At 58.6% G+C, this 22,740-nt stretch carries 20 protein-coding genes; 7 read left to right on the top strand and 13 right to left on the bottom strand.

The window, feature by feature from the left end; genetic code table 11:
- Window positions 1-9 precede the first annotated feature (9 nt).
- On the bottom strand, window positions 10-2,139 hold the full coding sequence (gene recQ, locus EAO82_RS08375) for a DNA helicase RecQ (protein ID WP_096346087.1): 2,130 nt from the start codon (window positions 2,137-2,139) through the stop codon (window positions 10-12).
- A 159-nt stretch (window positions 2,140-2,298) separates the two neighbouring features.
- Between recQ and EAO82_RS08370 the strand changes: the two genes are divergently transcribed.
- On the top strand, window positions 2,299-2,886 hold the full coding sequence (locus EAO82_RS08370; RefSeq protein ID WP_096346088.1) for a YecA family protein: 588 nt from the start codon (window positions 2,299-2,301) through the stop codon (window positions 2,884-2,886).
- A gap of 84 nt (window positions 2,887-2,970) precedes the next feature.
- On the opposite strand, the gene EAO82_RS08365 is transcribed toward EAO82_RS08370, so the two are convergent.
- From EAO82_RS08365 to EAO82_RS08345, 5 genes are all read right to left on the bottom strand, one after another.
- Window positions 2,971-3,297 (bottom strand): DUF6122 family protein, encoded by a 327-nt coding sequence (locus tag EAO82_RS08365; protein WP_096346089.1) that lies wholly within the window; start codon window positions 3,295-3,297, stop codon window positions 2,971-2,973.
- Window positions 3,291-3,932: a DsbA family protein gene (locus tag EAO82_RS08360; protein ID WP_096346090.1), complete on the bottom strand. Its 642-nt coding sequence runs from the start codon at window positions 3,930-3,932 to the stop codon at window positions 3,291-3,293. The genes EAO82_RS08365 and EAO82_RS08360 overlap by 7 nt, the downstream gene beginning before the upstream one ends.
- A gap of 13 nt (window positions 3,933-3,945) precedes the next feature.
- A complete protein-coding gene (locus EAO82_RS08355; RefSeq protein ID WP_096346091.1) occupies window positions 3,946-4,899 on the bottom strand; it encodes a rhodanese-related sulfurtransferase in 954 nt (317 codons plus the stop codon).
- Between the two features lie 83 nt (window positions 4,900-4,982).
- Complete coding sequence (locus tag EAO82_RS08350) at window positions 4,983-5,309, bottom strand: BolA family protein (RefSeq protein ID WP_096346092.1); 327 nt, start codon at window positions 5,307-5,309, stop codon at window positions 4,983-4,985.
- A 62-nt stretch (window positions 5,310-5,371) separates the two neighbouring features.
- Window positions 5,372-5,908 carry a DUF2059 domain-containing protein gene (locus EAO82_RS08345; protein ID WP_096346093.1) on the bottom strand — a complete coding sequence of 179 codons (537 nt, stop codon included), beginning with the start codon at window positions 5,906-5,908 and terminating at the stop codon, window positions 5,372-5,374.
- An 85-nt stretch (window positions 5,909-5,993) separates the two neighbouring features.
- Between EAO82_RS08345 and fumC the strand changes: the two genes are divergently transcribed.
- A complete protein-coding gene (fumC, locus tag EAO82_RS08340; RefSeq protein ID WP_096346094.1) occupies window positions 5,994-7,385 on the top strand; it encodes a class II fumarate hydratase in 1,392 nt (463 codons plus the stop codon).
- A gap of 94 nt (window positions 7,386-7,479) precedes the next feature.
- On the opposite strand, the gene EAO82_RS08335 is transcribed toward fumC, so the two are convergent.
- Together EAO82_RS08335 and EAO82_RS08330 are read right to left on the bottom strand one after the other, a co-directional pair.
- Window positions 7,480-8,460, bottom strand: coding sequence for a DMT family transporter (locus EAO82_RS08335; protein ID WP_096346095.1), 981 nt, complete (start codon window positions 8,458-8,460; stop codon window positions 7,480-7,482).
- Between the two features lie 277 nt (window positions 8,461-8,737).
- Window positions 8,738-9,685: an HPP family protein gene (locus tag EAO82_RS08330; protein ID WP_096346096.1), complete on the bottom strand. Its 948-nt coding sequence runs from the start codon at window positions 9,683-9,685 to the stop codon at window positions 8,738-8,740.
- Window positions 9,686-9,802: 117 nt separating this feature from the next.
- Between EAO82_RS08330 and EAO82_RS08325 the strand changes: the two genes are divergently transcribed.
- Entirely contained in the window at window positions 9,803-10,138 is a 336-nt protein-coding gene (locus tag EAO82_RS08325) for a 4a-hydroxytetrahydrobiopterin dehydratase (RefSeq protein ID WP_096346097.1), read from the top strand.
- A 2-nt stretch (window positions 10,139-10,140) separates the two neighbouring features.
- Here the strand turns inward: EAO82_RS08325 and EAO82_RS08320 are convergent, their stop codons facing one another.
- Window positions 10,141-12,285: a 3-hydroxyacyl-CoA dehydrogenase NAD-binding domain-containing protein gene (locus EAO82_RS08320; protein WP_096346098.1), complete on the bottom strand. Its 2,145-nt coding sequence runs from the start codon at window positions 12,283-12,285 to the stop codon at window positions 10,141-10,143.
- Between the two features lie 22 nt (window positions 12,286-12,307).
- Window positions 12,308-13,513 carry an acetyl-CoA C-acetyltransferase gene (locus EAO82_RS08315; RefSeq protein ID WP_096346099.1) on the bottom strand — a complete coding sequence of 402 codons (1,206 nt, stop codon included), beginning with the start codon at window positions 13,511-13,513 and terminating at the stop codon, window positions 12,308-12,310.
- A 590-nt stretch (window positions 13,514-14,103) separates the two neighbouring features.
- Between EAO82_RS08315 and mnmC the strand changes: the two genes are divergently transcribed.
- Together mnmC and EAO82_RS08305 are read left to right on the top strand one after the other, a co-directional pair.
- A complete protein-coding gene (mnmC, locus tag EAO82_RS08310) occupies window positions 14,104-16,092 on the top strand; it encodes a bifunctional tRNA (5-methylaminomethyl-2-thiouridine)(34)-methyltransferase MnmD/FAD-dependent 5-carboxymethylaminomethyl-2-thiouridine(34) oxidoreductase MnmC (protein ID WP_096346100.1) in 1,989 nt (662 codons plus the stop codon).
- A gap of 114 nt (window positions 16,093-16,206) precedes the next feature.
- On the top strand, window positions 16,207-18,975 hold the full coding sequence (locus EAO82_RS08305; protein WP_096346101.1) for a hybrid sensor histidine kinase/response regulator: 2,769 nt from the start codon (window positions 16,207-16,209) through the stop codon (window positions 18,973-18,975).
- On the opposite strand, the gene EAO82_RS08300 is transcribed toward EAO82_RS08305, so the two are convergent.
- Window positions 18,953-19,711, bottom strand: a complete 759-nt coding sequence (locus EAO82_RS08300) for a sulfite exporter TauE/SafE family protein (protein ID WP_096346102.1) — start codon at window positions 19,709-19,711, stop codon at window positions 18,953-18,955. The genes EAO82_RS08305 and EAO82_RS08300 overlap by 23 nt on opposite strands.
- 71 nt (window positions 19,712-19,782) lie before the next feature.
- Between EAO82_RS08300 and EAO82_RS08295 the strand changes: the two genes are divergently transcribed.
- Window positions 19,783-20,010: a YheU family protein gene (locus EAO82_RS08295; RefSeq protein WP_096346103.1), complete on the top strand. Its 228-nt coding sequence runs from the start codon at window positions 19,783-19,785 to the stop codon at window positions 20,008-20,010.
- 44 nt (window positions 20,011-20,054) lie between these two features.
- On the opposite strand, the gene EAO82_RS08290 is transcribed toward EAO82_RS08295, so the two are convergent.
- Window positions 20,055-21,386, bottom strand: coding sequence for a serine hydrolase domain-containing protein (locus tag EAO82_RS08290; protein WP_096346104.1), 1,332 nt, complete (start codon window positions 21,384-21,386; stop codon window positions 20,055-20,057).
- A gap of 114 nt (window positions 21,387-21,500) precedes the next feature.
- Complete coding sequence (locus tag EAO82_RS08285; RefSeq protein WP_096346105.1) at window positions 21,501-22,235, bottom strand: substrate-binding periplasmic protein; 735 nt, start codon at window positions 22,233-22,235, stop codon at window positions 21,501-21,503.
- Window positions 22,236-22,451: 216 nt separating this feature from the next.
- Here EAO82_RS08285 and EAO82_RS08280 point away from each other — a divergent pair, with 216 nt between their 5' ends.
- Window positions 22,452-22,721 carry a hypothetical protein gene (locus EAO82_RS08280; RefSeq protein ID WP_096346106.1) on the top strand — a complete coding sequence of 90 codons (270 nt, stop codon included), beginning with the start codon at window positions 22,452-22,454 and terminating at the stop codon, window positions 22,719-22,721.
- Window positions 22,722-22,740 lie beyond the last annotated feature (19 nt).

Genomic DNA, 22,740 nt, shown 5'->3' with positions numbered 1-22,740 from the left:
TCTGTTTAATCAGGCCCCGGAAATCTCGTGGATCAGGGCAGCACGTATGCAATGCAGTACGCCCTCCTCCACCGGCTCATCCAGCTCCTTGGCCAACGTGCGCACCCCTGGCAAATCTTCCTCCGCCAGATTCAGGAAAGCATCCTGAATACGTTCCAGTTGGCCGGGTGGTAAGTCAATCGCCCGATTCAGCGGTAACTTACCCAACCCCACGGCCTGAGCCAGTTGCAGGTAAACCTGCTTGACGGGTATATCCAGCTGCCGGGCAATCTGCTCGGCGCCCATCCCGGCCATCGCCAACGCCTGGGCCTCCTGGGCAATATCCAGTGGCGCGTCCTGAACCGCCCCCGTTTCCCCAAGCATGACCTGCAGAAAATCGGCACCGTAGCGCTCCAGCTTGTGCGCGCCAATACCACTGACCAGACCCATATCCTGCAGGTTGGCCGGACGCTGACGCAGCATGTCGACCAGCGTGGAGTCGGGGAAGATGACATAGGGCGGCACGCCATGCGACTCGGCCAATTGCTTGCGCAACGCCCGCAAGGCTTCCCACAGCGGCTTGTCGGCGTCGGCCACCACGGCCTTTTCCGAGCGCGAGGGTAGCGCCGCCGAGCGGCTGACATCCTTGCGCAGCGCCAGGGTTTCTTCCCCGCGCAATAGCGGCCGGCAGCTGTCCGACAGGCGCAGGCTGCCATAGCCATCCAGATCAATCTCAGCCAGACCACGGGCGATCAACTGGCGAAATACCGAGCGCCACTCCTGTTCTGACAGCTGCTTGCCGATACCATAGGTGGACAGATGCTGGTGGCCAGCACTGCGAATCTTTTCATTATCGCGGCCGAGCAGAATATCGATCAGATGCCCTACGCCATATCGCTGGCCGCTGCGGTAGGCAGAAGATAAAGCCATCTTGGCCGCCTCGCTGCCATCCCAGGTGGCTGCCGGCTCCACGCAGTTGTCACAATGGCCGCACGGCTCGGGCATGGTTTCGCCAAAATAATCGAGCAGCATCTGTCGGCGGCAGGTGGTGATTTCACAGAGCCCGAGCATCGCATCCAGCTTGTGCCGTTCAATGCGCTTGTGTCGTTCGTCGCCCTCGGAGTTGGCCATGATCTGATTCAGCATCAGCACGTCCTGCAGCCCGTAGGCCATCCAGGCATCGGCCGGCAACCCATCGCGCCCGGCTCGGCCGGTTTCCTGATAATAGGCTTCAACGCTCTTGGGCAAATCCATATGCGCGACAAAGCGCACGTTGGACTTATCGATGCCCATGCCGAAGGCAATGGTCGCGACCATGATCAGGCCTTCCTCATTGAGAAAACGCTTCTGATGCGTGGCCCGCAATTCCGACGGCAGCCCGGCGTGATAAGGCAAGGCCGGCCAGCCCTGCGCACTCAGCCAGGCCGCGGTTTCATCGACTTTCTTGCGCGACAGGCAATAGACGATTCCGGCGTTGCCCTTGTGCCGGGCAAGCATGTTCAACAACTGCTGACGCGGTTTGTCCTTGGGCACAATCCGATAAAAGATATTCGGCCGGTCAAAGCCGGAGATGAAGCAGCGCGCGGCTTCCAGTTTCAAGCGCTGGGTGATGTCGCCCTGGGTGCGCTCATCAGCGGTAGCCGTCAGGGCCATGCGCGGCACATCGGGGAACAGCTCCGCGAGCTGGCCTAGCTGAAGATATTCCGGACGGAAATCATGCCCCCACTGGGATACGCAATGAGCCTCGTCAATCGCGAACAAGCTGATTTTCAAACTCTGCAGAAAATGCAGCGTGCGCGGTTTAAGCAAGCGCTCGGGAGCCAGATAGAGAAAATCCAGATCGCCGGCGCGCATCTGCTCGGCGATTTCGCGCTGCGCCTGATCAGTCAAGGTGGAGTTCAGCGCCGCGGCCTTGAGGCCCAGCTCGTTGAGCGTAGCGACTTGATCGTCCATCAGCGCGATAAGCGGCGAGACCACCACCGTCAAGCCATCACGCAGCAACCCAGGGATCTGGTAGCACAATGATTTGCCGCCGCCGGTGGGCATCAGTACCAACGCGTCGCGGCCTTGCGCCACCTCGTCGATAATGTCTGCCTGCTGACCACGGAACTCGGCGTAGCCGAAGATTTCCTTGAGCCGTTCCAGAGCTTGCTCGCGCATGAGTCTCCCTTGATCGAAGTGGACTGGCCTTTTACAGGCGGCAAATTATAACAGCCCTCGGGATTGCATCCGTGTTTCTGCGCACAAATACACCGCGCTTTTGGCAAAAAAACCAGTGCGCGCGTACAATGATTAACAATTCTGATTATGAGGTGTCCCATGTCCTTTGCCGACCAACTCGAGCGCTTGCAGCAGTTTCTCGATGCCGATGACCTGCACGATGAAGCGCTTGATTATCTTGCCGGCCATGGCTATCTCACCGCGCTGTGCATCAGCCCCGTCGAAGTACCCGAAGAGGAATGGATCGCGGAGCTTTTTGCTGAAGAACCCAACTACCAGGACGAAGCGCAGAAAACTGATATCGAAGGCTCGCTGCGCGAACTCAAGGCGGAAATCGCCCGCGACCTGTCCAGTGATGAAGAGCTTGAGCCACCGTGCGATCTGACCCTCGGCGACGAGCCGGACCTGTCGGACCTGCGCAGCTGGTGCGTTGGTTTTCTGGAAGGTGTATTCCTGCGTGAAGAAGACTGGTTCAGCCGGGACGAAGAGACCGTGAGCGAGCTGCTGTTACCGATCATGGTCGGCTCCGGACTGTTCGATGATCAGCCAGAGTTTGCCGAAATCGCTCAGGATGAGGATATGGTCGAGGACATGATGCAGCACATCCCCGAAATCCTCACGCAACTCTTCCTGTTGTTCCACGCCCCTGAAGACAAGCCCAAGCCGGCTCTGCTTTCACGCCACTGAATCGGGTGCCATTGATTCGACTGTCACCGCGCTTGTTCAGCGCAGATAAAAAGGGCCGGGAATTACCCGGCCCTTTTTTATTGCCTACAAAAGTGGAAACCCTGCCATTCGCCAGCAGTCGCTGGCATCCACCAGCATATGGATCAGCAGTCCCAAGCCCACCAATCTAAGCGGCTGCCAGAGCGTCATCAACAGATAAGCGCCGATGGCGGAATAACTGTGCAGAAAATGAAAGCCGATTGAGCAGCGACCCGGGTCGAAAATCGGTTCGGCGACCAGGTGGTCGAGATCGACCAGCATGGTCAGGAGCATGATCAACCAGGCTTTCTTCCATTGGCTCCGGAAAAACAGCAGCGCCACCGCCAATGGAACCAGCGTATGCAACGCCAGGTGCAGCGCAGTGCTCAGCATGCTGGCTGCCGGGCCTCTCCCGCTGCCACCCAGCGATCCAGCAACGGCATTACCTCGTCAGCCGACTGATAGCCGTTGGTGAGCAGCGCCAATTGCCCATCGCGCTGGGCCAACAGGGTGGGAAAACCGGCAATGCCGAGGTCGCGCGTCCAGGAAAAATCAGCCGCAATCGCCGCCCGAGTAATTTCGGCGTCGAAGCTTTCACTGAACGCCCGGCGGTCGTAACCAACCTGTTCGGCAAGATCGACCAATAGCGCCGTCTGCGTCACATCCAGCGCCTGGGCGTAAAATGCGTGTTGGATGGCCTTGACCAGCGTCCATACGTTGCTGGCGTCCAGCTCCCGACCTACCACCAGCGCGCGGCATGGTGGCTCCGTATTATAGACAAAGCCTTCAGGCAGGTCGTCCGGACTCAAAAAGGGCTGACCCGAGGCAATCTCCACCGCTTCCCAGTGCTCGCCCAGCGCCTCGCGACTGGCGGCATCAAGCGGGTCGCGCTGCCCCGGCCGCAATCCGCCGGCGACCATATGAATGGCTAGCTCAGGATATGCAGCCTGAATCGCATCGATCACCGGCGCAAAACCCCAGCACCATGAACACAGGGGATCCATTACATACAACAGGCGCTGGGTCATGGCCGTAACTCCGTCAGGGTTTGTTGGGGGCTCCGCCCGGGGATGCCATGGCCTGTGGCTGGCCAATGGGATGCGGTTGATTGCGCAGCTTGGCCAGGCGCACCTGCTTCTGCCGTTCTTCAGCCCGGCGCCGGGTCTTTTCTGGCAGGCTGGCATAGCAACGCGGGCAGCTCACGCCTTCTTCATACTGCGGAGCGGCTTTTTCTTCAGCCGAAATCGGGTGTCGACAGGCATGGCACTGGTCAAACGACCCGGGTGCCAGGTCATGACGCACCGTCACGCGGTTATCAAAGACGAAACACTCGCCATTCCATTTGCTTTGCTCGGCGGGCACTTCTTCGAAGTACTTCAGGATGCCGCCCTTGAGGTGATACACCTCGTCAAAGCCCTGTTGCAGCATATAGCTGGAGGCTTTTTCACAGCGGATGCCGCCGGTGCAGAACATCGCCACCTTTTTGTGCTTCTCGGGATCGTAATGGGCCTTGATGTACTCGGGAAATTCGCGGAAGCTTTTGGTCTGCGGATCGAGTGCGCCTTCAAAGGTACCGATCGACACCTCGTAGTCATTGCGAGTGTCGATCAGCAGCACCTCTGGATCACTGATCAGCGCATTCCAGTCACCCGGCTCGACATAAGTACCTACCGTCTCGTTGGGACTGACATCCGGCACACCAATGGTGACGATCTCTTTTTTCAGCTTGACCTTGGTCCGGTAGAATGGCATCTCGTCACACAGCGACTCCTTATGATCCAGGTCGCTCAAACGCGGATCCGCGCGCAGCCAATCGAGCACTCGATCCATCCCTTCGCGCGGGCCGGCGATGGTGCCGTTGATCCCCTCACGCGCCAGCAATAACGTGCCTTTGACGCCGTAACGGGTCAGCACATCCAGCAGCGGTTGGCGTTTGGCTTCGAAATCTTCCAGCGTGACGAACTTGTACAGCGCTACAACAACAATCTGCGACATGAATTACCTCGGCAATACAGTTATCGCCCCCGTAAAGGGCGCACCCATTGAGGCGCGAATTCTAGCAGAGCGCAGGATCCAAGTCAGGCGTCCGCTTTGCTGCCGCCCAGGCAATTGGGTGACGCAGGCGCCTGCTGCCGAGCCGCCCATTCTTCAGGGGTGTAGGTATGCAGCGCCAGTGCATGAATGCTTGCCATCAGATCACCCAGCGAACGATAGACCGCCTGATGCCGCTTGACCGCGTTCAGGCCAACAAACTGCTGGCTGACCACCACCGCTTTGAAGTGCGATTCCGATCCCGGCGGTACGCTGTGCATATGACTTTCATTGACCAGCTCCAGATGCTCCGGCGCCAAGTTCTGCATGGCTTGCTGAAGTGCGTTTTGGGTTGGCGTTGTGCTGCTAGTCATCATGTTTCTCCACAATACAGTTACTCAATACTCATGAACCCAGTGTAACCCGGCGCGCTATGTCAGCGCAGATCGGCTTGCTGCTCTTCGATCTCTGCGCCCATCTCTTCGATCAACGCCTGAATCTGCGGCCCGACTTTTTCCTCGACGCGGCCACTGCTGATCGCCATGGATTCTTGGGTCAGCTCTGGCAAATGCGTCATCAACTTGCGTCCAACGTCGGACTGGTAAAACGCTGCCAATTGCTCGAACTCCTGCTCACTGAACAGCGGCAGGTAGAGATCAATCAACTCGTCGCGCATCGCGTCCCATGCCAGGGTTTTATCCAGCTCGGCCCGGGCGCGCTGCTGGTACTTGCGCAGTATCGACTCGTACTGCATCGAGCCACCCATCTGCGAGAACTGCGCGGTAAGCATGCGCGCTACCTGCTGGTACACCGGCGCGGTCATCTCGTCGGCATTGGCCAGTTTCAGAAAACGCTCGGCACTGGCCCGGTGCGAAGCTTCATCCGCTTGCGCCAGTGGTGCGATAAGCAGCAATGAGATAAACAGTGCCGAGAACATTGGCCAACCAGCCGTTGGCAGGATCGAGCTTCGCATGGACTTTTCCCGCTTTCGTAGGTCATAAGGGTCAAGGGCCTATACTGACAGCCCGAGACACCATACACCAACGCGGAGAGTCAGCATGAGCACAAGATCCGAATCCGACAGCATGGGGAATATTGATGTCCCGGCTGATCGCTATTGGGGTGCGCAGACCCAACGTTCACTGCATCATTTTGCCATAGGCGAAGAGCGTATTCCTCTGGCAGTGGTGCACGCCCTGGGGCTGATCAAAAAGGCCGCGGCGCGCACCAACCTCAAGCTCGAAAAATTGGACGCAGACACCGCACAGCTCATCGAGCGTGCCGCCGACGAAGTGATCGATGGCCGGCTGGATGGGCACTTCCCCCTGTCGGTATGGCAAACCGGCAGCGGTACGCAGAGCAATATGAACGCCAACGAGGTGATCGCCGGGCGCGCCAACGAGTTGGCTGGCGGCCCACCGGGCGGCAAGTCGCCAGTGCATCCGAATGACCACGTGAACCGCTCGCAAAGCTCCAATGATACTTTTCCTACTGCGATGCATATTGCCGCTGCGCTGCAGACCCGCAATGCGCTGATCCCGGCGGTTACCGCGCTGCGTGAGCAACTGCAGCGTCAGGCGCAGCAATATGCCGACCTGATAAAGATCGGGCGCACGCACCTGATGGACGCCACCCCAGTGACCTTCGGCCAGGAGCTATCGGCCTTTGTCGCCCAGTTGGATATGGGCCTGCAGGCGTTGGAACAGGCGCTGCCCGGCGTTTACGCGCTAGCTCAGGGCGGCACGGCGGTGGGCACCGGGCTAAATACGCCCGCCGGCTTCGCCGAGGCCTTTGCCAGCGAAATAGCCGAGCTTACCGGCCAGCCGTTTACCAGCGCCGAGAACAAGTTCGCCGCGCTCAGCGGCCACGAACCGCTGGTACAGTTGCATGCTGGCTGCAAGCAGCTGGCGACTACGCTGATGAAGCTGGCCAACGACCTGCGCCTACTTGGCAGTGGCCCGCGCGCCGGCTTTGCCGAAATCAGGCTGCCAGCCAATGAGCCCGGCAGCTCGATCATGCCCGGCAAGGTCAATCCGACCCAATGCGAAGCGCTGTCGATGATTGCCTGCCAGGTGCAGGGCAACGATGTGACTTTGGGCATGGCCGCGAGTAGCGGGCATCTGCAGCTCAATGTGTTCAAGCCGGTGATCATCCATACATTGCTGCAGTCCATTCGCCTGTTGAGCGACGGTTGCAACAGCTTCCGCGAGCACTGCGTTGAGGGCATGGAGCCCGATACCCAGCGCATGCGTGAACATCTGGACAACAGTTTGATGCTGGTGACGGCGCTGAACCCGGTGATCGGTTATGACAAGGCGGCCGACATAGCCAAGAAAGCCTACAAGGAAGGCAGTACGTTGAAACAGGCGGCGCTGGCACTGGGGTATTTGAGCGACAGCGAATTCGATCAGGCTGTCAGGCCCGAAGCCATGCTGGGACAGGGAGACTGAGCCCTTTCGCGGCCGGGCGGCCGCTCCTACAGAGAATAGGCAGTCACTGGTAGGAACGGCCGCCTGGCCGCGAAGTCTGAACCGTTGGCTTACCTCAGGAGCCCGCCGGTGGCGGCGTCACTGCCAGCCGGCGTAGACGGCGATTCTTCAGATTCTGGATCAGGCTCGGCGCCAACGCCACCAGCGCCGACCCCACCACCACCATTAACGCACCAAGATAGGCCAGGCTATTGAGCAGCTCTGGTTGCACCACAGTCGGCCAGAGCATGGAGCCCAGGGCGACCATGCTGAAGGTAAACAGCGGCGTAGTCGCGATGGTCGCACTGACCCGTGACGCCTCCCAGTGCACCAGCGCTTCTGCGAAGGCGCCGTAGGCAATCAGGGTATTCAGGCAGCAGGCAACCAATAGCCAGAATTGCAGCCCGGTCAGATCCAGTACCGATAAGGGATTGGTCAACGGCAATAACAGTACCGAACAGGCCAGGTAAATCACCATCATGACGGTGACCGAAGACCAGATGGTCAGCAGCTGCTTCTGCGCCAGACCATACAGCGCCCAGGTCAATGCCGCAGCCAGGGTAATCAGAATACCCAGGGTATAACTGCTCATCTGCGTGAACAGCTCCACCAGCCTCTGGTTGAAGAACAGTACAAAGCCCGGCAGCAGCACCAATACGCCCAACACCTGGCCCAGGCCAAAACGCTCGCGGAATACCAGCATACTGCCGAACATCAACATGATCGGCGCCGTCTGAATCATCAGCTGCATGGTGCCTGGAGTCAGTCGGCTCAGGCCCATCAGATAAAATACGTAGTTGCAGGCCAACCCGACAATCGCCACTACCAGCAACCAGCGATTATTGCTCGACAACGCACGAATCGACGGCAAGCGCCGCTTCACCGCCAACCAGATGAACAACACCAGCCCGGCGCTGAACAGGCGATACCAGGTCACGGTGTACGGATCCATGCCTTTGAGCACTTCCTTGAGCATGATCGGCAGCACGGCCCATAGCACGGTGGTGATCATCGCCAGAACGAAACCGTATAACCAGCGACCAGAAGAGACGTGCATGGTGGGAACTCTAAGCTTGCGAAGGGACGCGGTATTGTAGGCTCGCGCCAGCCAGCACCATAGCTACAGATGGGCTCAGGTTGCCTCAGCAACTGTTCCGCTCCACCGGGTAATAACCGATCTGGGCGCATCTGTAGCAAAAAAATGGCTGCGCCCTTGCGGGTAGCAGCCTAAGGAGAGCAGCACATCTACATCGGGGTAGATAAGGTCACCAAAACATTGGACCAGTCTCCTTATGAACAACCGGTCAAGCCATTCGACCAACGTCGTAATGAGCTTAGACCTTTGGCTTATCCGCAGAGCGCACCCTGTGCCAACCGGTCTCATCCTGCGCCACCGGGTAGCGCGCCCAGGTGATAAAGGTCGACAGGCGACACATGCCGCCGCTTCCCTCGCCCTGGCCTTTGATGGTTTTATAGCGCACCCGCCCATAGCGCCCCGGCCGCCTGGCCTCGACCTGCAGCACCTCACGCACTGACCAATTGCTGCCCGGCAAACCGTTGCTATAAAAAGCGCCCGCCACCAGGTCATTCTCAGCAACGCCTTCCGTCTTGGCATGTTTATTGGCCAACTCGACCAGCTTGAGCAGATCGTCGAATTCAATATCGACGTAGGAATTCATCTGCCGCAGGGCGTGGTGAAAATCTTCCGGTGCGATGCCCGGCGGGCGCGCCACCTGATGGTGGGATAACGACAACGGATACCGCCGCCATTCAAACAGGTTATTAAACAACAACGCCGCTGCGACGATCACCAGCGCATCCAGCAGAATCGGATAAAGCACAAAATGAAATCCGGCGCTCTCCACCGCAGGCCCGCCGAGGACCACAATCATTGCCGTCGCCCCGCCAGGCGGGTGCAAGCAACGCAAATACATCATCAGGAAAATACTGCCTCCCACCGCCAAGGCCGCCACCCAGGGGCCGGCGGGCAACCATTGCATGCAAGCCACGCCGAAGCTGGCGGAGATGACCTGCCCGCCGACCACTGACCAGGGCTGCGAAAGCGCGCCATGTGGCATGGCAAACACCAGCACCGCGCTGGCGCCCATTGAGCCGGTGACCCAGAGTGCGCCGTCGCCGTCCAGGCCTATGTGCGTGACCCAATACACAACCAGTAGCGACAGGGTCGCTCCCAGCGCGGAGATCAGCTTTTCCTGGTGACTGGTGCTGTCTGGCCTCCAGCCGATAAAACGCAAGCTCTCGCTCAGCCAACGTTGATGCATGCATATTCCTCTGATGTCCTAGCAAGCCGCCCATGATACGCCTTGGCACAAACTCAATCCTAGGACAGCAGCTTGACTGCTATGCTCAAATCACCCACAGGCAATAGGAGAAACAGTATGAGTACGTTGCCACATGAATCCTTGAATACCAGCGATTCAGCCGCCACTGCGATGGATGAAGAGGCTATCGAGGAGTTACTGGACGAATTACAGGAATGGACTTTAAAACAGGTCGATGGAATATCTCGGGTCGAAAAGCGCTACCATTTCAATGACTTTGCCCAGGCCCTGCATTTCACCAACAAGGTCGGCGAATTGGCGGAAAAGGCCGGCCACCACCCTGCCCTGCTAACGGAATGGGGCAAGGTGACAGTCAGTTGGTGGAGCCACTCACTGGGCGGTGTGCACCGCAATGATCTGATCATGGCGGCACGAACCGATCAATTACTCTGAGTTCAAAAAGTCGAGCCGCTGGCAGCCTTCTCCAGTAACAATGCCGGTGGCTCGAACCGCTCGCCATATTGCTCCGCCAGATAGCGCGCCCGCGCGACAAAAGCCTGCAAACCATACTGATTGATGAATTGCAGCGCCCCACCGGACCAGGCTGCAAAGCCGATACCGAAAATCGAGCCGATGTTGGCATCCGCCGTGGACAACAACACTTTCTCCTCGACACAGCGAACTGTTTCAATCGCCTGGATAAACAGCAGCCGGTCGCGAACATCCTGCTGCGGAATCATGGCCTCGGGTTTTTCAAACTGCGCCTTCAGGCCTGACCACAAATGCTTGCGGGCGTCCTTGGGGTACTCATAAAACCCCGCCCCTGCCGCTTTACCCGGGCGCTTGAAGGTCTCAACCATCTGCTGGATAACGTTGAACGCCGGGTGCTCGGGCAGGCTCTTGCCTTCGGCAATCAGGTCTCGTCGGGTCTGCTCGCGGATATGGCTCATCAAACTCATGGACACTTCATCGGATACCGCCAGCGGACCCACCGGCATGCCCGCCTGACGCGCGATATTCTCGATCAATGCGGCTGGCACGCCCTCGCCGAGCATCGCGATACCTTCACTGGTAAAGGTACTGAACACGCGGGAGGTAAAAAACCCGCGGCTGTCATTGACCACTATCGGCGTTTTGTTGATCTGCATGACAAAATCAAAACCACGCGCGAGCGTTTCATCACTGGTGTGCTGACCGCGAATAATCTCCACCAGCGGCATCTTGTCGACCGGGCTGAAGAAATGCAGGCCGATAAATCTGTCCTGCTGTTTGATGGCCGAGGCCAGGCCGGTAATCGGCAGCGTAGAGGTATTGGAGGCAATAACCGCGTCTGCCAGAGCATGCTGCTCAGCCGCCTGGGTGACCTTGGCCTTGAGCTCTCGATCCTCAAATACCGCTTCAATAATCAGGTCGCAACCGGCGAAATCTGCTTCATCAATAGTGGGATGGATCCGTGCGAGTATCGCCTCACGCTTCTGCTCAGTGGTCTGACCGCGGGATAGCTTCTTGTCGAGTAATCCGGCGGAGTAGGCCTTGCCCTTGTCTGCCGCTTCGGTGGAGACATCCTTGAGGACCACCTCAATGCCCGCTGATGCCGCCACATAGGCGATACCAGCGCCCATCATGCCGGCACCCAGCACGCCCAACTTGCGCGTGAACACCTTGTCAAACCCGGCAGGCCGTGACCCCCCGGCCTTGATCTGGTTCAGCTGAAACCAGAAGGTGCCGATCATGTTCTTGGCCACCTGGCCGGTGGCCAACTCGGTAAAGTAGCGGGTCTCGATCAGCTGCGCGGTGTCGAAATCCACCTGAGCACCTTCCACCGCGGCGCACAAAATCTTCTCCGGTGCCGGGAAACAGCCCTGGGTCTTGCTGCGCAGCAGCGCAGGTGCAATCGGCAGCATCTGCGCCAGCGCCGGATGGCTCGGCGTGCCGCCGGGCAACTTGTAGCCTTTGCTATCCCAGGGCTGAACCGCCCCAGGGTTAGCCAGTATCCATGTTCGCGCTTTCGCCAGCATGTCTTCACGGCTGTCTGCCAGCTCATGAATCAGGCCCGCGGCCAGCGCCTGAGCTGGCCGCAACTGCTTGCCTTCGGCAAGATACGGCAGCGCTTTCTCCACGCCAAGCAGGCGCACCATGCGCACAACACCGCCGCCGCCAGGCAACAAGCCCAGAGTCACCTCCGGTAGCCCCAACTGCACATGCGGCTGGTCCAGCGCAATACGGTAGTGGCACGCCAGCGCCAGCTCCCAGCCGCCGCCCAAAGCCGCGCCATTGATCGCCGCGACCACCGGTTTGCCGAGGGTTTCCAGGCGCCGCAACTGTGCCTTCAGACCTAGCACCATGTGATAAAAGCTCTCGGCGTCGGCCGGAGTCACCTTGATCAGCTCGTTAAGATCCCCGCCAGCGAAAAAGGTCTTCTTTGCCGAGGTCACAATCACCCCGGCAATCTGCTCGCGCTCGGCTTCCAGACGCGCAATGGTCGTCGCCATGGCCTCGCGGTAGACCGCGTTCATGGTGTTGGCGCTCTGACCGGGCATATCCAGCGTCAGCGTAACGATGTCATCCGCGCTTTTCCGGTACTCAATAGCATCTGTCATGGTCGATTCCTGTCTGCTCGCATCAAAGTCGCTCGATAATAGTCGCGATACCCATGCCGCCGCCGACACAGAGCGTGGCCAGGCCGTAGCGCAGCTGCCGGGCCTCCAGCTCATCAAGCAACGTTGCCAGAATGATGCAGCCGGTCGCGCCGAGTGGATGGCCCATGGCGATGGAGCCGCCATTGACGTTGACCTTCTCTTCCGGCACCTGCATTTCTTTCATAAAGCGCATGACCACGGAGGCGAACGCTTCGTTGACCTCGAACAGGTCGATGTCATTGATGCTCAACCCGGCGCGAGCCAGGACCTTGCGGGTGGCCGGAGCAGGGCCGGTGAGCATGATGGTGGGATCGGTACTGGTCACGGCGGTCGCTACTACGCGGGCCCGGGGGGTGAGGCCCAACGCGCGCCCTTTGTCCTGGGAGCCAATCAGCATCGCCACGGCGCCATCTACAATCCCCGAGCTGTTGCCGGGGGTGTGTACGTGCTGAATACGCTCCACCTGCGGGTACCGGGACAGCGCTGCGGCATCAAAGCCCATCTGCCCCATCATCTCGAAACTCGGCTTCAACGCACCCAGACCTGCCAGCGTGGTATCCGCGCGAATAAATTCATCGTTATCCAACAGCACGATACCGTTCTGGTCGGTGACCGGTACCAGCGTGCGAGCAAAAGCATTGCGGTTGCGGGCGCTGGCCGCCTTTTGCTGGGAGCGCAGCGCGAAGGCGTCAACATCCTCGCGGCTGAAACCCTCGAGGGTGGCGATCAAGTCAGCACCTATGCCTTGCGGAACAAAATGCGCGCGTAGATTGGTTTCCGGGTCCATCGCCCACGCGCCACCATCGGAACCCATGGGCACCCGTGACATGGATTCGACCCCACCCACGACCACCAGATCCTCGAATCCGGAGCGCACTTTCATCGCACCCAGATTCACCGCCTCCAGACCCGACGCGCAAAAGCGATTGATCTGCACTCCGGCAACCCGATCATCCCATTCGGCCACCAGCGCTGCGGTCTTGGCGATATCTGCGCCCTGATCGCCCACCGGCGTTACGCAGCCGAGCACAATGTCATCCACTTGACTGGTGTCCAGGTTCTGGCGTTGTTGCAGGCTGCGCAACAGGCCTGCTATCAGGTTCACCGGCTTGACGCTATAAAGCGATCCGTCCTTTTTGCCTTTACCGCGCGGGGTGCGTACGGCGTCGAAAATAAATGCTTCGGTCATGGGACTCTCCGTGATGACGTCTGACAGTTACCCTACTCCTGACAGCGAGCGCGACAATGACCAAAACGCTCAATCCCGCTGACAAAAGCGGCGCTCTATCGCCCTCGGCAAAAATGACAGAATTAATGATGACATTGTCATGACAACGTCATTCTAGTTGGCGACAATGTGACTCTTTAAAGTAGCCAATTCATCTAACGCACGAAGATGAAAACATCTACCCTGTAGTTGCAGCACCAAGTGTTGAACGGGTAACCCCCGTTGCAGTCAGACTTTGCATAACGGCCTTATAGGTCAACGTACATTAGCGCACAAGCCACAACCCGGCTGGCGCCGCAGGCCTTACCCAGGCAACTGCCAACAATAATAAAAGGTGGTCATTATGAAACAGCGAATCAAAGGCAGATGTGCTTCCGTTGCCCTGGTGTTTGTTGCTACTTGGGTATTGCTGATATTGCCCAACATCAATTGAGCGCCGAGCTAATCAAGCATCGATTGCACCGGGCGGCTCTTGCTCCAGCTAGACAACAGCGCATTTAATATGCCGCGTTCGCGGTTACAATGCCTGCGGATACACCGCAGGAGCCGTCGTGAACTCGCCATCACCCTTTGCCACCCTCAGTTGGTCAGCCGACGGGCAACCGTTTTCGGAACAGTTTGACGACGTGTATTTCTCCAGTGAATCCGGCCTGGACGAAGCACGGCATGTGTTCCTGCGCCACAACCAATTGGCTCAGCGCTGGGCGGCCTTACCTGAGGGCGGTCATTTCTGCATAGGCGAAACCGGCTTCGGTACCGGCAGAAGCTTCCTTGCCGCCTGGCAGCTATGGGATCAATGCGCGCCAGCATCTGCTTTTCTACATTTCGTCAGCTGCGAAAAATACCCGCTATCTGCCTGTGACCTTAAGCGTGCGCAGCGCCTATGGCCCGAGCTGCAGCCCTGGGCCGAGACTCTTGAAGCTCAATACACGGATCTGGCTCCCGGCTGGCAACAATTTGTTCTGGCCCAAGGGCGGGTGACCCTGACGTTGTTGGTTGGCGATATGCTCGACACCCTGCCGCAGCTCGACGCTCGTGTAGATGCCTGGTTTCTCGATGGCTTTGCCCCGGCGAAAAATCCGGCCATGTGGCAACCCGCGCTGTATCAACAGATGGCGCGACTCTCGCAGCCGGGCACAACAGTCGCCACCTATACCAGCGTCGGCGAGGTACGGCGCGGGCTTATCGCCGCCGGCTTTGACATGCACAAAGTCCCAGGGCACAAACACAAACGCCATATGCTCGCCGGAAGCCTGCAACGCAGCGGCTCATTGCCTTGGGCAGCGCCCTGGTATGCCCGGCCCAAACCATTCCAGGGCAGGCACACTGCAATCATCATCGGTGCCGGGCTGGCTGGCTGCTGCAGCGCCTTCGCCCTGGCCCGTCGCGGCTGGCAGGTAACCATAATCGAGCGCCATCCAGCCGCTGCACAGGAAGCGTCCGGCAACCCGCAGGGCATACTCTATTGCAAACTGTCGCCGCATCAGACACCGCTCTCACGCTTTATCCAGAGTAGTTATGCCTACAGCCTGCGGCTATTGCACGAGGTACTCCCGCGCGATGGAGAGCATTGGGAGCCCTGCGGCGTGCTGCAGCTGGGCGCCACCGGCAAGGAATCTGCACGTCTGCAAAAGTTGGCGGTAGCCGGCTATCCGCAACGCTTTCTGCACGGTGTGGATGCGCAACAGGCAAGCGAAATAGCCGGCGTTGTCATTGATCACCCTGGCCTGTTTTTTCCGGAAGGCGGCTGGGTCAATCCACCGGCCCTGTGCCAGACGCTGTTGCGGCATCCGGCCATAACCTTGAAGACCCACAGCGAAGCGCTGAATCTGGCATATCAAGCAGGCCAATGGCAGGCGCTGGATGCTGAAGGGCACCTGCTTGCCCAGGCGCAGGTGGCGGTTATCTGCAGTGCGGCGGACAGTCAGAAATTTGTCCAGACCACACACCTGCCGCTCAAAGCCATACGCGGTCAGATTACCCATCTCCCCGCTACCGAGCACAGTGCGCGGCTGCGTAGCGTGATCTGCGCCGAAGGTTACATCTCCCCGGCGCGTCAGGGCGAGCATCATCTGGGCGCCAGCTTTCGTTTTGACCGTGATGATACGCAGCCCAGTGCCGAGGAAAACCACAGCAACCTAGCCTTGCTCGATAGTCTGTCACCCTCCCTGGCCCGCGCGCTGCAGCGAGACCAGCTGAACCCGGCTACTCTGAAGGCCCGCGCGGCCATGCGGTGCACCACCCCGGACTATCTGCCTCTGGTTGGGCCGTTAGTCGATGCCGTCAGCTTCCAGCGCGCGTATGCGGTGTTGGGCAAGGACGCATCGAAACAGCCATCCACAAACTCGCCCTGGCTCCCTGGACTGTTTATCAACGCGGCCCACGGCTCGCGTGGACTGATCAGTTGCCCGCTTAGCGGCGAGTTGATTGCTGCGCTGGTCACCGGCGAAGCGCTGCCGCTACCCAGCGATCTCTTCCAGGCCGTGCATCCCAGCCGCTTTCTGCTGCGCCAACTCATTCGGGGTCAACTGACATCCTGAAGCGCGCTTAGCTGTCCGGGCCATGCCCACAGAACCCGCGCCTGTGCTACATTCAAGCAAGCCTTGTCTCAATAACATTCCAATAATCGACAGGCACCTAGAGGTTTGCATCGGATGGCCCTGTCGCTAAGGCTGTTGTTACTTTGCTGCTCCTTTCTGCTGGCATTCCCATCGCATGCGCAGACGGTCGAACCCCTGTTGATAGAGCAGACCGATCTGCGCGTCAATCTATCCTCCCACGTGTTGTTGCTGGAAGACCCAGAGGCAGGGTTCAGTGTCGATCAGATTCATGATAGCTCGGGACGCAGTTGGCAGCCGGTGACGGGGAAATACCCCAACATGGGCAAAACGGGCTCCGCCTGGTGGCTGCGCTTCGCCATCGACAACCCTTCCAGTGCCAGCATCAGCGGCGTAATCGAAATCAATTATCCGATTCTCGACAACCTGCAACTGTTTCAATTCGGCGCGGACAAGCCGATGCGCGAACAACACAGTGGCGATCATCTATTGCTCGGTGAGCGGCCGATGCAGGTGCGCAACCCCTGGATGCCGGTGGAGCTGACGCCCGGGCGTAACGACTTCTACCTGCGGGTGGAAACCAGCAGTACCGTGTTTGTACCCCTGTACTTTTCCACCTGGCCCGCCGCCGCGGCAAATCTGGAAGTCAGCATGCTCGCCAACGGCCTGTTCTACGGCGTATTGCTCGGCCTGTTTGCCTACAACCTGTTCTTGTACATGGCGCTGCGCGAACGCAGCTATCTCTGGTACCTGATTTACAACATGAACATGTTGCTGTTCATGGCGGCGTTCGATGGGCTGCTGTGGAAGTGGCTACCCATGGGCGTCAGTTTCCAGTCGATCTCGATCTACAGCCTGATGTTCCTGCACTGCATCGTTGCCAGCCAATTCAGCCGGCACTTTCTGCATACGCGGGAGCGATTTCCCAGGATCGACTGGCTGCTGCGCTGCGTCATCATCATCGTTGGCCTGACATTGATCAGCCTGCCGCTGATCGGGCTCAATCTCTACAATCTGGCGGCCAGCCTGTACGTTCTGCTCAGTTCGGCGATACTGCTCGCCACCGGCCTTTACGTCTGGCGCAAGGGCTTTCGCTACGGCTCCTACTACACGCTGGCCTGGGGCTTGTTATTGTGTTCATTGATGCTCTCGACAGCCGGCTCGCTGGGCATTGAGTTGGCGATTTCCTATGGCACTGACTGGGTAAAATTGGGGATCTGCGTCGAGCTGTTCATTCTCTCGCTGGGTCTGGCTGACCGAATCAACGCCCTCAAGGAAGCGCGCTACAAAGCGGACGAACAGGCTCAGCAAGCGCGTCTCGAGGCCGCCGCTCAGGGCCGCTTTCTGGCCAAAATGAGCCACGAGATCCGCACCCCGTTGAACGGCGTGCTTGGCATGCTGCAACTGCTGCGCGATACCCGGCTGGACAACAACCAGCGCTTCTACGTGGAAACCATAAACAGTTCCGGCAATGCCTTGATCTCGGTGATCAATGACATCCTGGATTATGCTCGCATCGAGTCCGGCCAGGTTCGTCTGGAGCGTATCGAGTTTGATATAGAGCAACTCCTGTCCGATAGCTGCAGCCTGTTTACCGCCGAAGCCCTGAAAAAGAGCCTGGCGATCTATTGCAGCCTGGACCCGGAAGTCCCCGGCTTACTGATCGGCGACCCTACCCGGCTGAAACAGGTGCTGCTCAATCTGATGAGCAACGCGGTCAAATTTACTGAACAGGGGCATATCGCGGTGCATGTCAGCCGCCTTACCACCGCGCCGGATAATGTTGTGCGGCTGCAGTTTGATATCAGCGATACCGGTATTGGCATCAGCGCGGACGCTCGACATCAACTATTCATGTCTTTCGCTCAGGCCGATAGCAGTACCACCCGACGCTACGGCGGCAGCGGCCTGGGGCTGACCATCAGCCAGGAGCTGGCCAAGCTGATGGGCGGCCAGATCAGAGTAGAGAGTCAGCCAGGGACGGGCTCGTGCTTCAGTTTCACATTGGATTTTGAGCTGGTCTCGGCTACAGCCGACATCGCTGCAGAGGCAAGCCGAGGAAGCACTGCGCTGCGCCCCGCCTGGCTAGTCAGCCAGAACCCAGCAGAGTTTGCCAGTTATCGCGTGCTGCTGATGCGCTTCGGCTACAACCCGCAGCCGCTCTCACTCGATCAACTGAGCAGCAGCCAGCGATCGGGGCTGCTGTTTGCCAGTACCGCCGGGCTGGATCGGACGCAGCTCGCCAGTCTAAACCAGGCTTTGCAGGCGCACCGCGGAGCGGCACTGGTGGTCTGTTCCGTGCATCTGCGGCAGGTGCTATCGGCCTGCGGTACAGGCCATTGCCGGCTATGCAATGCACCCATTACGCCAGTGCAGATGCATAAGGCTTTGGCGGAACTGGATATGGCCAGCGATAGCCACGTCGCAGCGACCGAATATGACCTGGATGTTTTTCCCAATCCGCTCGGACGCTCACTCAGCGTGCTGGTCGCAGAGGACAATCCGGTCAACCAGATGGTGGTGCGCGGCTTGCTGGAGAAACGCGGCTGTATGGTCAAGCTTGTGACCAATGGGGCCGAAGCGTTGGCGGTGTATCGCGCTAACCCGGAGCAATTCCAGCTCATTCTCATGGATGGGGAAATGCCGGTCATGGACGGTTTTGAGGCTACCCGGCAAATACGCGCATTCGAGCGCCAGCATCGACTCCCCGCGGTAACCATAGTCGCTTTGACTGCGCATATTTTCGACAGCCATCGGCAAGCTGGCGTCGAAGCGGGCATGAATGATTATCTGGCCAAGCCGGTCCAGCGTGACGCGCTTTATGCAGTGATCGACGCGCTACTCAACCGGGATAAAGCCCGCTGAATCCGTCATACAAGAGCTTGCACCCGGTAAAAAACAGGAAGACGTAACACAGCTGATATATGAGTTTTTCATTGCTGCGCTGGAGCATCCAGAAACCCAGCCATACCCCTACTGGGGCCAGCGGCAGGAGCGCCAGCGAGGTCAGAAGATTGCTGGTATTGAACTGATCCAGGTAAATATAGGCCGGCAGCTTGGCCAGATTGACCACGGCAAAGAACACGGCAATAGTGCCCATCAGCAGTGTCTTGTCCATTTTCTGCGGTAATAGATAGACATTGATCGGCGGCCCGCCAGCATGGATGCCGAAGCTGGTGAAGCCGGAGATGATGCCCCAGAATCCGCCGCGCACTATTCCCGCCCCGCGCACCGGTGGCTCTTCACGCCGGAGCCAGATGTTCAATACGAAGACCAACGCGATGGCGCCAATCATCAGCTGTATATGTGCATCCTCCAGCAGGCGAAAGGTCAGACCGCCAATCAGCACGCCGATCAGCGCTGCCGGAATGATAATGCGCAGGTTCGGCTTGTCCCAGCGGCCGCGGAAGGTCCTTAGCGCCGTGATATCCATCACGATAAGAATCGGCAGGAGTATTGCTGCCGCTTTCTGCGGCGAGACCACCAGTGCCATTAGCGGCACCGAGAGAATGGCGATATTGCCACCAAAGCCACCTTTGGCTATACCGTAGAAAAGCACCGCAGGAATCGCACAAAGATAGAACAGAGGATCTGTAATCATCGCAAGCCAGACGTTATCGACAAGCCGCGCAGTGTATCATCTGCGCTCATGTCATCGAGGAAGTAGACACTGTGCTGATACCCCACGACCTTCTGGACCCCGCCACCCTTGAGCGCATGCTTGAGGATTTTGTTACCCGTGACGGCACCGACAATGGCTATGATGCCAGCCTGGACCAGCGCGTTGAGCGACTGCGCAAGCAGATCATCAAGGGCGATGTGGTCATCGTCTACCACGCCGACAGCGGTGACACCAGTCTGGCGCACCGCCGCGACGTGCCGGCAGAGATGTTCAACTAAACACCCACGCGGCGATACTTCCTATAGCGAATGAGCCCTGCCTGTCAGCGCAGCAGGTCAGCCAGCGCCTGCATCGCCGGGAGCGTGGTCGGGAACGTAAAGGCTGAGCTGGCTACCGGGTGCGACGACAACCGCACCACCACCAGGCCAACTGTCGGGTTGACGTGGATCATCTGACCATGGACCCCCAACGCCTCGAAAGCCCCATCGGCGTTATGGCTGATCCACCATTGGTTACGGTAGGAATAACCTGGCTGAAAATCCCGACCTGAAGCCTTGAAAGCTTCTCTATCGGCGCCCTCGCGTATCGCTTTGACCGCCTTGGCGCTGACGATCTGCTCGCCGTTATATCGGCCCTCAAGCCGCATCATCTCGCCGAATCGCGCCAGATCGCGCAGGCTGGCATTCATACCGGCGCCGGCCCACTCGGCACCATGGCGGTCCACTAGCAGATAGGCGTCATGCTCGGTACCCAGCTTGGTCCAGATGCGCTCACTGATCAGCTGCGCCAGGTGTTTGCCGGTAGCCTTGCGCAGTACCCAGCCGAGCACTTCGGTATGCACCGTGCGATACATGAATCGCTCGCCGTGCTCACCGTCGGCGCCGATGGTCGGCAGGTAGCTGTACAGCTCGCGCTGTCCGGCAAAGTCGGCAGGGACCGGCAGCATGCCCGCGGCGAAGGCGTACTTGATGACGTCGGAATCCGCATCGGCATAGACTTCGCTGTAGTCGATATCTGCGGTCATATTCAGCAACTGCTGGAGGGTGGCGCCCTCCCAGCCGCTGCCTTGCAATTCCGGCACATATTCAGTGACCAACGTCTGGCCATCAAGGATGCCCTCCTCCATCAGCTGAGTTGCGAGCAAACCAGCGAAAGACTTGGTCATAGACCACATCATGTGCGGATTCTGTTCCGGCATTCCCTCGTGATAGGCCTGATAAATGACTTTGCCATCGAGCATGATCAAGGTCGCGTCCGCGAAAGACGCCGTCAGGTAGTCGGCAAAACTCAGTGTGTTACCGTCCGGGCCGGTAAAGGTCAGCGCATCAATCTCCGCCCGCCGATCATCTCCGGCTGGCAACGGAACAGCCGCGCCGGGGCCCCTGGCGACGTTGCGGGAAGGCAGCAGTTCGCGCATATGGTGAAATGCCCAGCGCAGTTTGGGGTATTCGCTCAAGAAATTAGCGGCCGTCACCTGTTTGTCCGCGGCGGGTGGAAAACCTTGCATCAATTGCAGTTTATCCAGGCGTACGCTATCGGGAGTTGGCAATGCTGGGGCTTTATCCTGCGCCAGTGAAGGAGTGTGAGTAGCCATCAGAGTTACCAGAATCAGCGAGGGGAGATACGCGGTAAGGCGCGGTTGTTGAATAAGCATGATATGTCCGATCTTTTTGTTATTGTCAGCTCAGAGACTAACCAATGCGACGCAACAAATCAGCTCAGTTTCGGGCGCAATCAGCGTTTATTCAGTCAACGAATCAGTCGGCATTCAATACTCTGCATATCGCGCTTCAATACGCTGATACTCACCGCTGTCGATGATCGCCGCAAGCCCCTGGTCGAACAAGTCACGATCCGCATCCCGGACAAAGCCTACCCGGTAGCCGGTGGGAGGAAACAAGTCGTGTTCAACCACCGGCTGATGAATATCCACACGGTCGGCCACCACCGGATCAAAAGCGCGAAAAATTCTCCGATCACCAATCATGACGTCAACTCGGCCGGCATACAGCAGCATGTTGCGGGTCACCTGGCGGGCTTCCTCCCGGTAGCGGCGGTTGTTCAGCGCCATACTGCGAAACTCGTCGCCGAGTAGAAACCGAGCACGCTGGAAGGCGCTGACCGAGTACAGACCAAGATCCTCGATACCCGTAAGCTGCACATTGCGTGCGGCGAGTGACACAGCCACGTTCTGGTATTCGATGTAGATGGCGGAATAGTGCGCGGGTATCCCGCTGGTGGTGTTGGTAGAGGTGATGGCGTCCAGCTCGCCGCGTTCGAGCATACGATGCAGACGCTCCAGCGGCGCGTGATAGGGCTGCACTTCGCGCTGCTGCTGGGCAAATGCGGCAAGCACAATATCGTATTCCAGCCCGCGTGCTTCGCCTTCGAAAATGTACGGCGGTTTGTCCGTACCAAATCCGACCTTGAAGCTCTCGCCCAGCGCTGGCGCGGCTCCGAGACACAACAGCAGGATAGCTAGTCGGGGAACTGAAATCAGCATGCTGACTCTCATTAGTAAGTGCGAAAGAATGTCGCAGGAGCATTAATTGTCGTGCGTAAGCTACTCCTGTCATTCACTATAGCAAGGCATTAGCTGTTTCAATTTTATTCTCCGCAGCGCAGGTACAAGCCAGCGCTTGGTGCGAAGTAGTATTGTCGTTACGATAACGTTTGCGTTTAGCAAGCCGTTAACACGAGCAGTCAACGAGGTTACTTGATGAAAATACTAACGGGTCTGGTAATTACCGCCCTCTTCGGCATGGCCGCTTTGCCAGCCTATGCCTGTACACCCGAAGAAGCCCAAGCCAAGGCTGAGGAAGTGGCTGAAACTATCCATCGGCTCGCCGACGGTGACCAGGCCAAAGCCAACGAGCTGCATAAGCAGTTATTGGGATTGCAATTGCGTGACCCTACACGCAGCGACCACGGCGCCTGCGAAGCCTATGACCGTATTAACAAGGAACTGAAAGCGAAAGCCGGTGAATAACACTTCAGATCAAATAAAT

Source organism: Halopseudomonas pelagia, from assembly GCF_009497895.1.
GTDB classification, from domain to species: domain Bacteria; phylum Pseudomonadota; class Gammaproteobacteria; order Pseudomonadales; family Pseudomonadaceae; genus Halopseudomonas; species Halopseudomonas pelagia_A.
This window is presented reverse-complemented; position numbering and strand designations above follow the sequence as displayed.

Coding starts and splice junctions, on each gene's coding strand:
- recQ (WP_096346087.1), bottom strand. CDS start 2,139: ATGCGCGAGCAAGCTCTGGAACGGCTCAAGGAAATCTTCGGCTACGCC.
- EAO82_RS08370 (WP_096346088.1), top strand. CDS start 2,299: ATGTCCTTTGCCGACCAACTCGAGCGCTTGCAGCAGTTTCTCGATGCC.
- EAO82_RS08365 (WP_096346089.1), bottom strand. CDS start 3,297: ATGCTGAGCACTGCGCTGCACCTGGCGTTGCATACGCTGGTTCCATTG.
- EAO82_RS08360 (WP_096346090.1), bottom strand. CDS start 3,932: ATGACCCAGCGCCTGTTGTATGTAATGGATCCCCTGTGTTCATGGTGC.
- EAO82_RS08355 (WP_096346091.1), bottom strand. CDS start 4,899: ATGTCGCAGATTGTTGTTGTAGCGCTGTACAAGTTCGTCACGCTGGAA.
- EAO82_RS08350 (WP_096346092.1), bottom strand. CDS start 5,309: ATGACTAGCAGCACAACGCCAACCCAAAACGCACTTCAGCAAGCCATG.
- EAO82_RS08345 (WP_096346093.1), bottom strand. CDS start 5,908: ATGCGAAGCTCGATCCTGCCAACGGCTGGTTGGCCAATGTTCTCGGCA.
- fumC (WP_096346094.1), top strand. CDS start 5,994: ATGAGCACAAGATCCGAATCCGACAGCATGGGGAATATTGATGTCCCG.
- EAO82_RS08335 (WP_096346095.1), bottom strand. CDS start 8,460: ATGCACGTCTCTTCTGGTCGCTGGTTATACGGTTTCGTTCTGGCGATG.
- EAO82_RS08330 (WP_096346096.1), bottom strand. CDS start 9,685: ATGCATCAACGTTGGCTGAGCGAGAGCTTGCGTTTTATCGGCTGGAGG.
- EAO82_RS08325 (WP_096346097.1), top strand. CDS start 9,803: ATGAGTACGTTGCCACATGAATCCTTGAATACCAGCGATTCAGCCGCC.
- EAO82_RS08320 (WP_096346098.1), bottom strand. CDS start 12,285: ATGACAGATGCTATTGAGTACCGGAAAAGCGCGGATGACATCGTTACG.
- EAO82_RS08315 (WP_096346099.1), bottom strand. CDS start 13,513: ATGACCGAAGCATTTATTTTCGACGCCGTACGCACCCCGCGCGGTAAA.
- EAO82_RS08305 (WP_096346101.1), top strand. CDS start 16,207: ATGGCCCTGTCGCTAAGGCTGTTGTTACTTTGCTGCTCCTTTCTGCTG.
- EAO82_RS08300 (WP_096346102.1), bottom strand. CDS start 19,711: ATGATTACAGATCCTCTGTTCTATCTTTGTGCGATTCCTGCGGTGCTT.
- EAO82_RS08290 (WP_096346104.1), bottom strand. CDS start 21,386: ATGCTTATTCAACAACCGCGCCTTACCGCGTATCTCCCCTCGCTGATT.
- EAO82_RS08285 (WP_096346105.1), bottom strand. CDS start 22,235: ATGCTGATTTCAGTTCCCCGACTAGCTATCCTGCTGTTGTGTCTCGGA.
- EAO82_RS08280 (WP_096346106.1), top strand. CDS start 22,452: ATGAAAATACTAACGGGTCTGGTAATTACCGCCCTCTTCGGCATGGCC.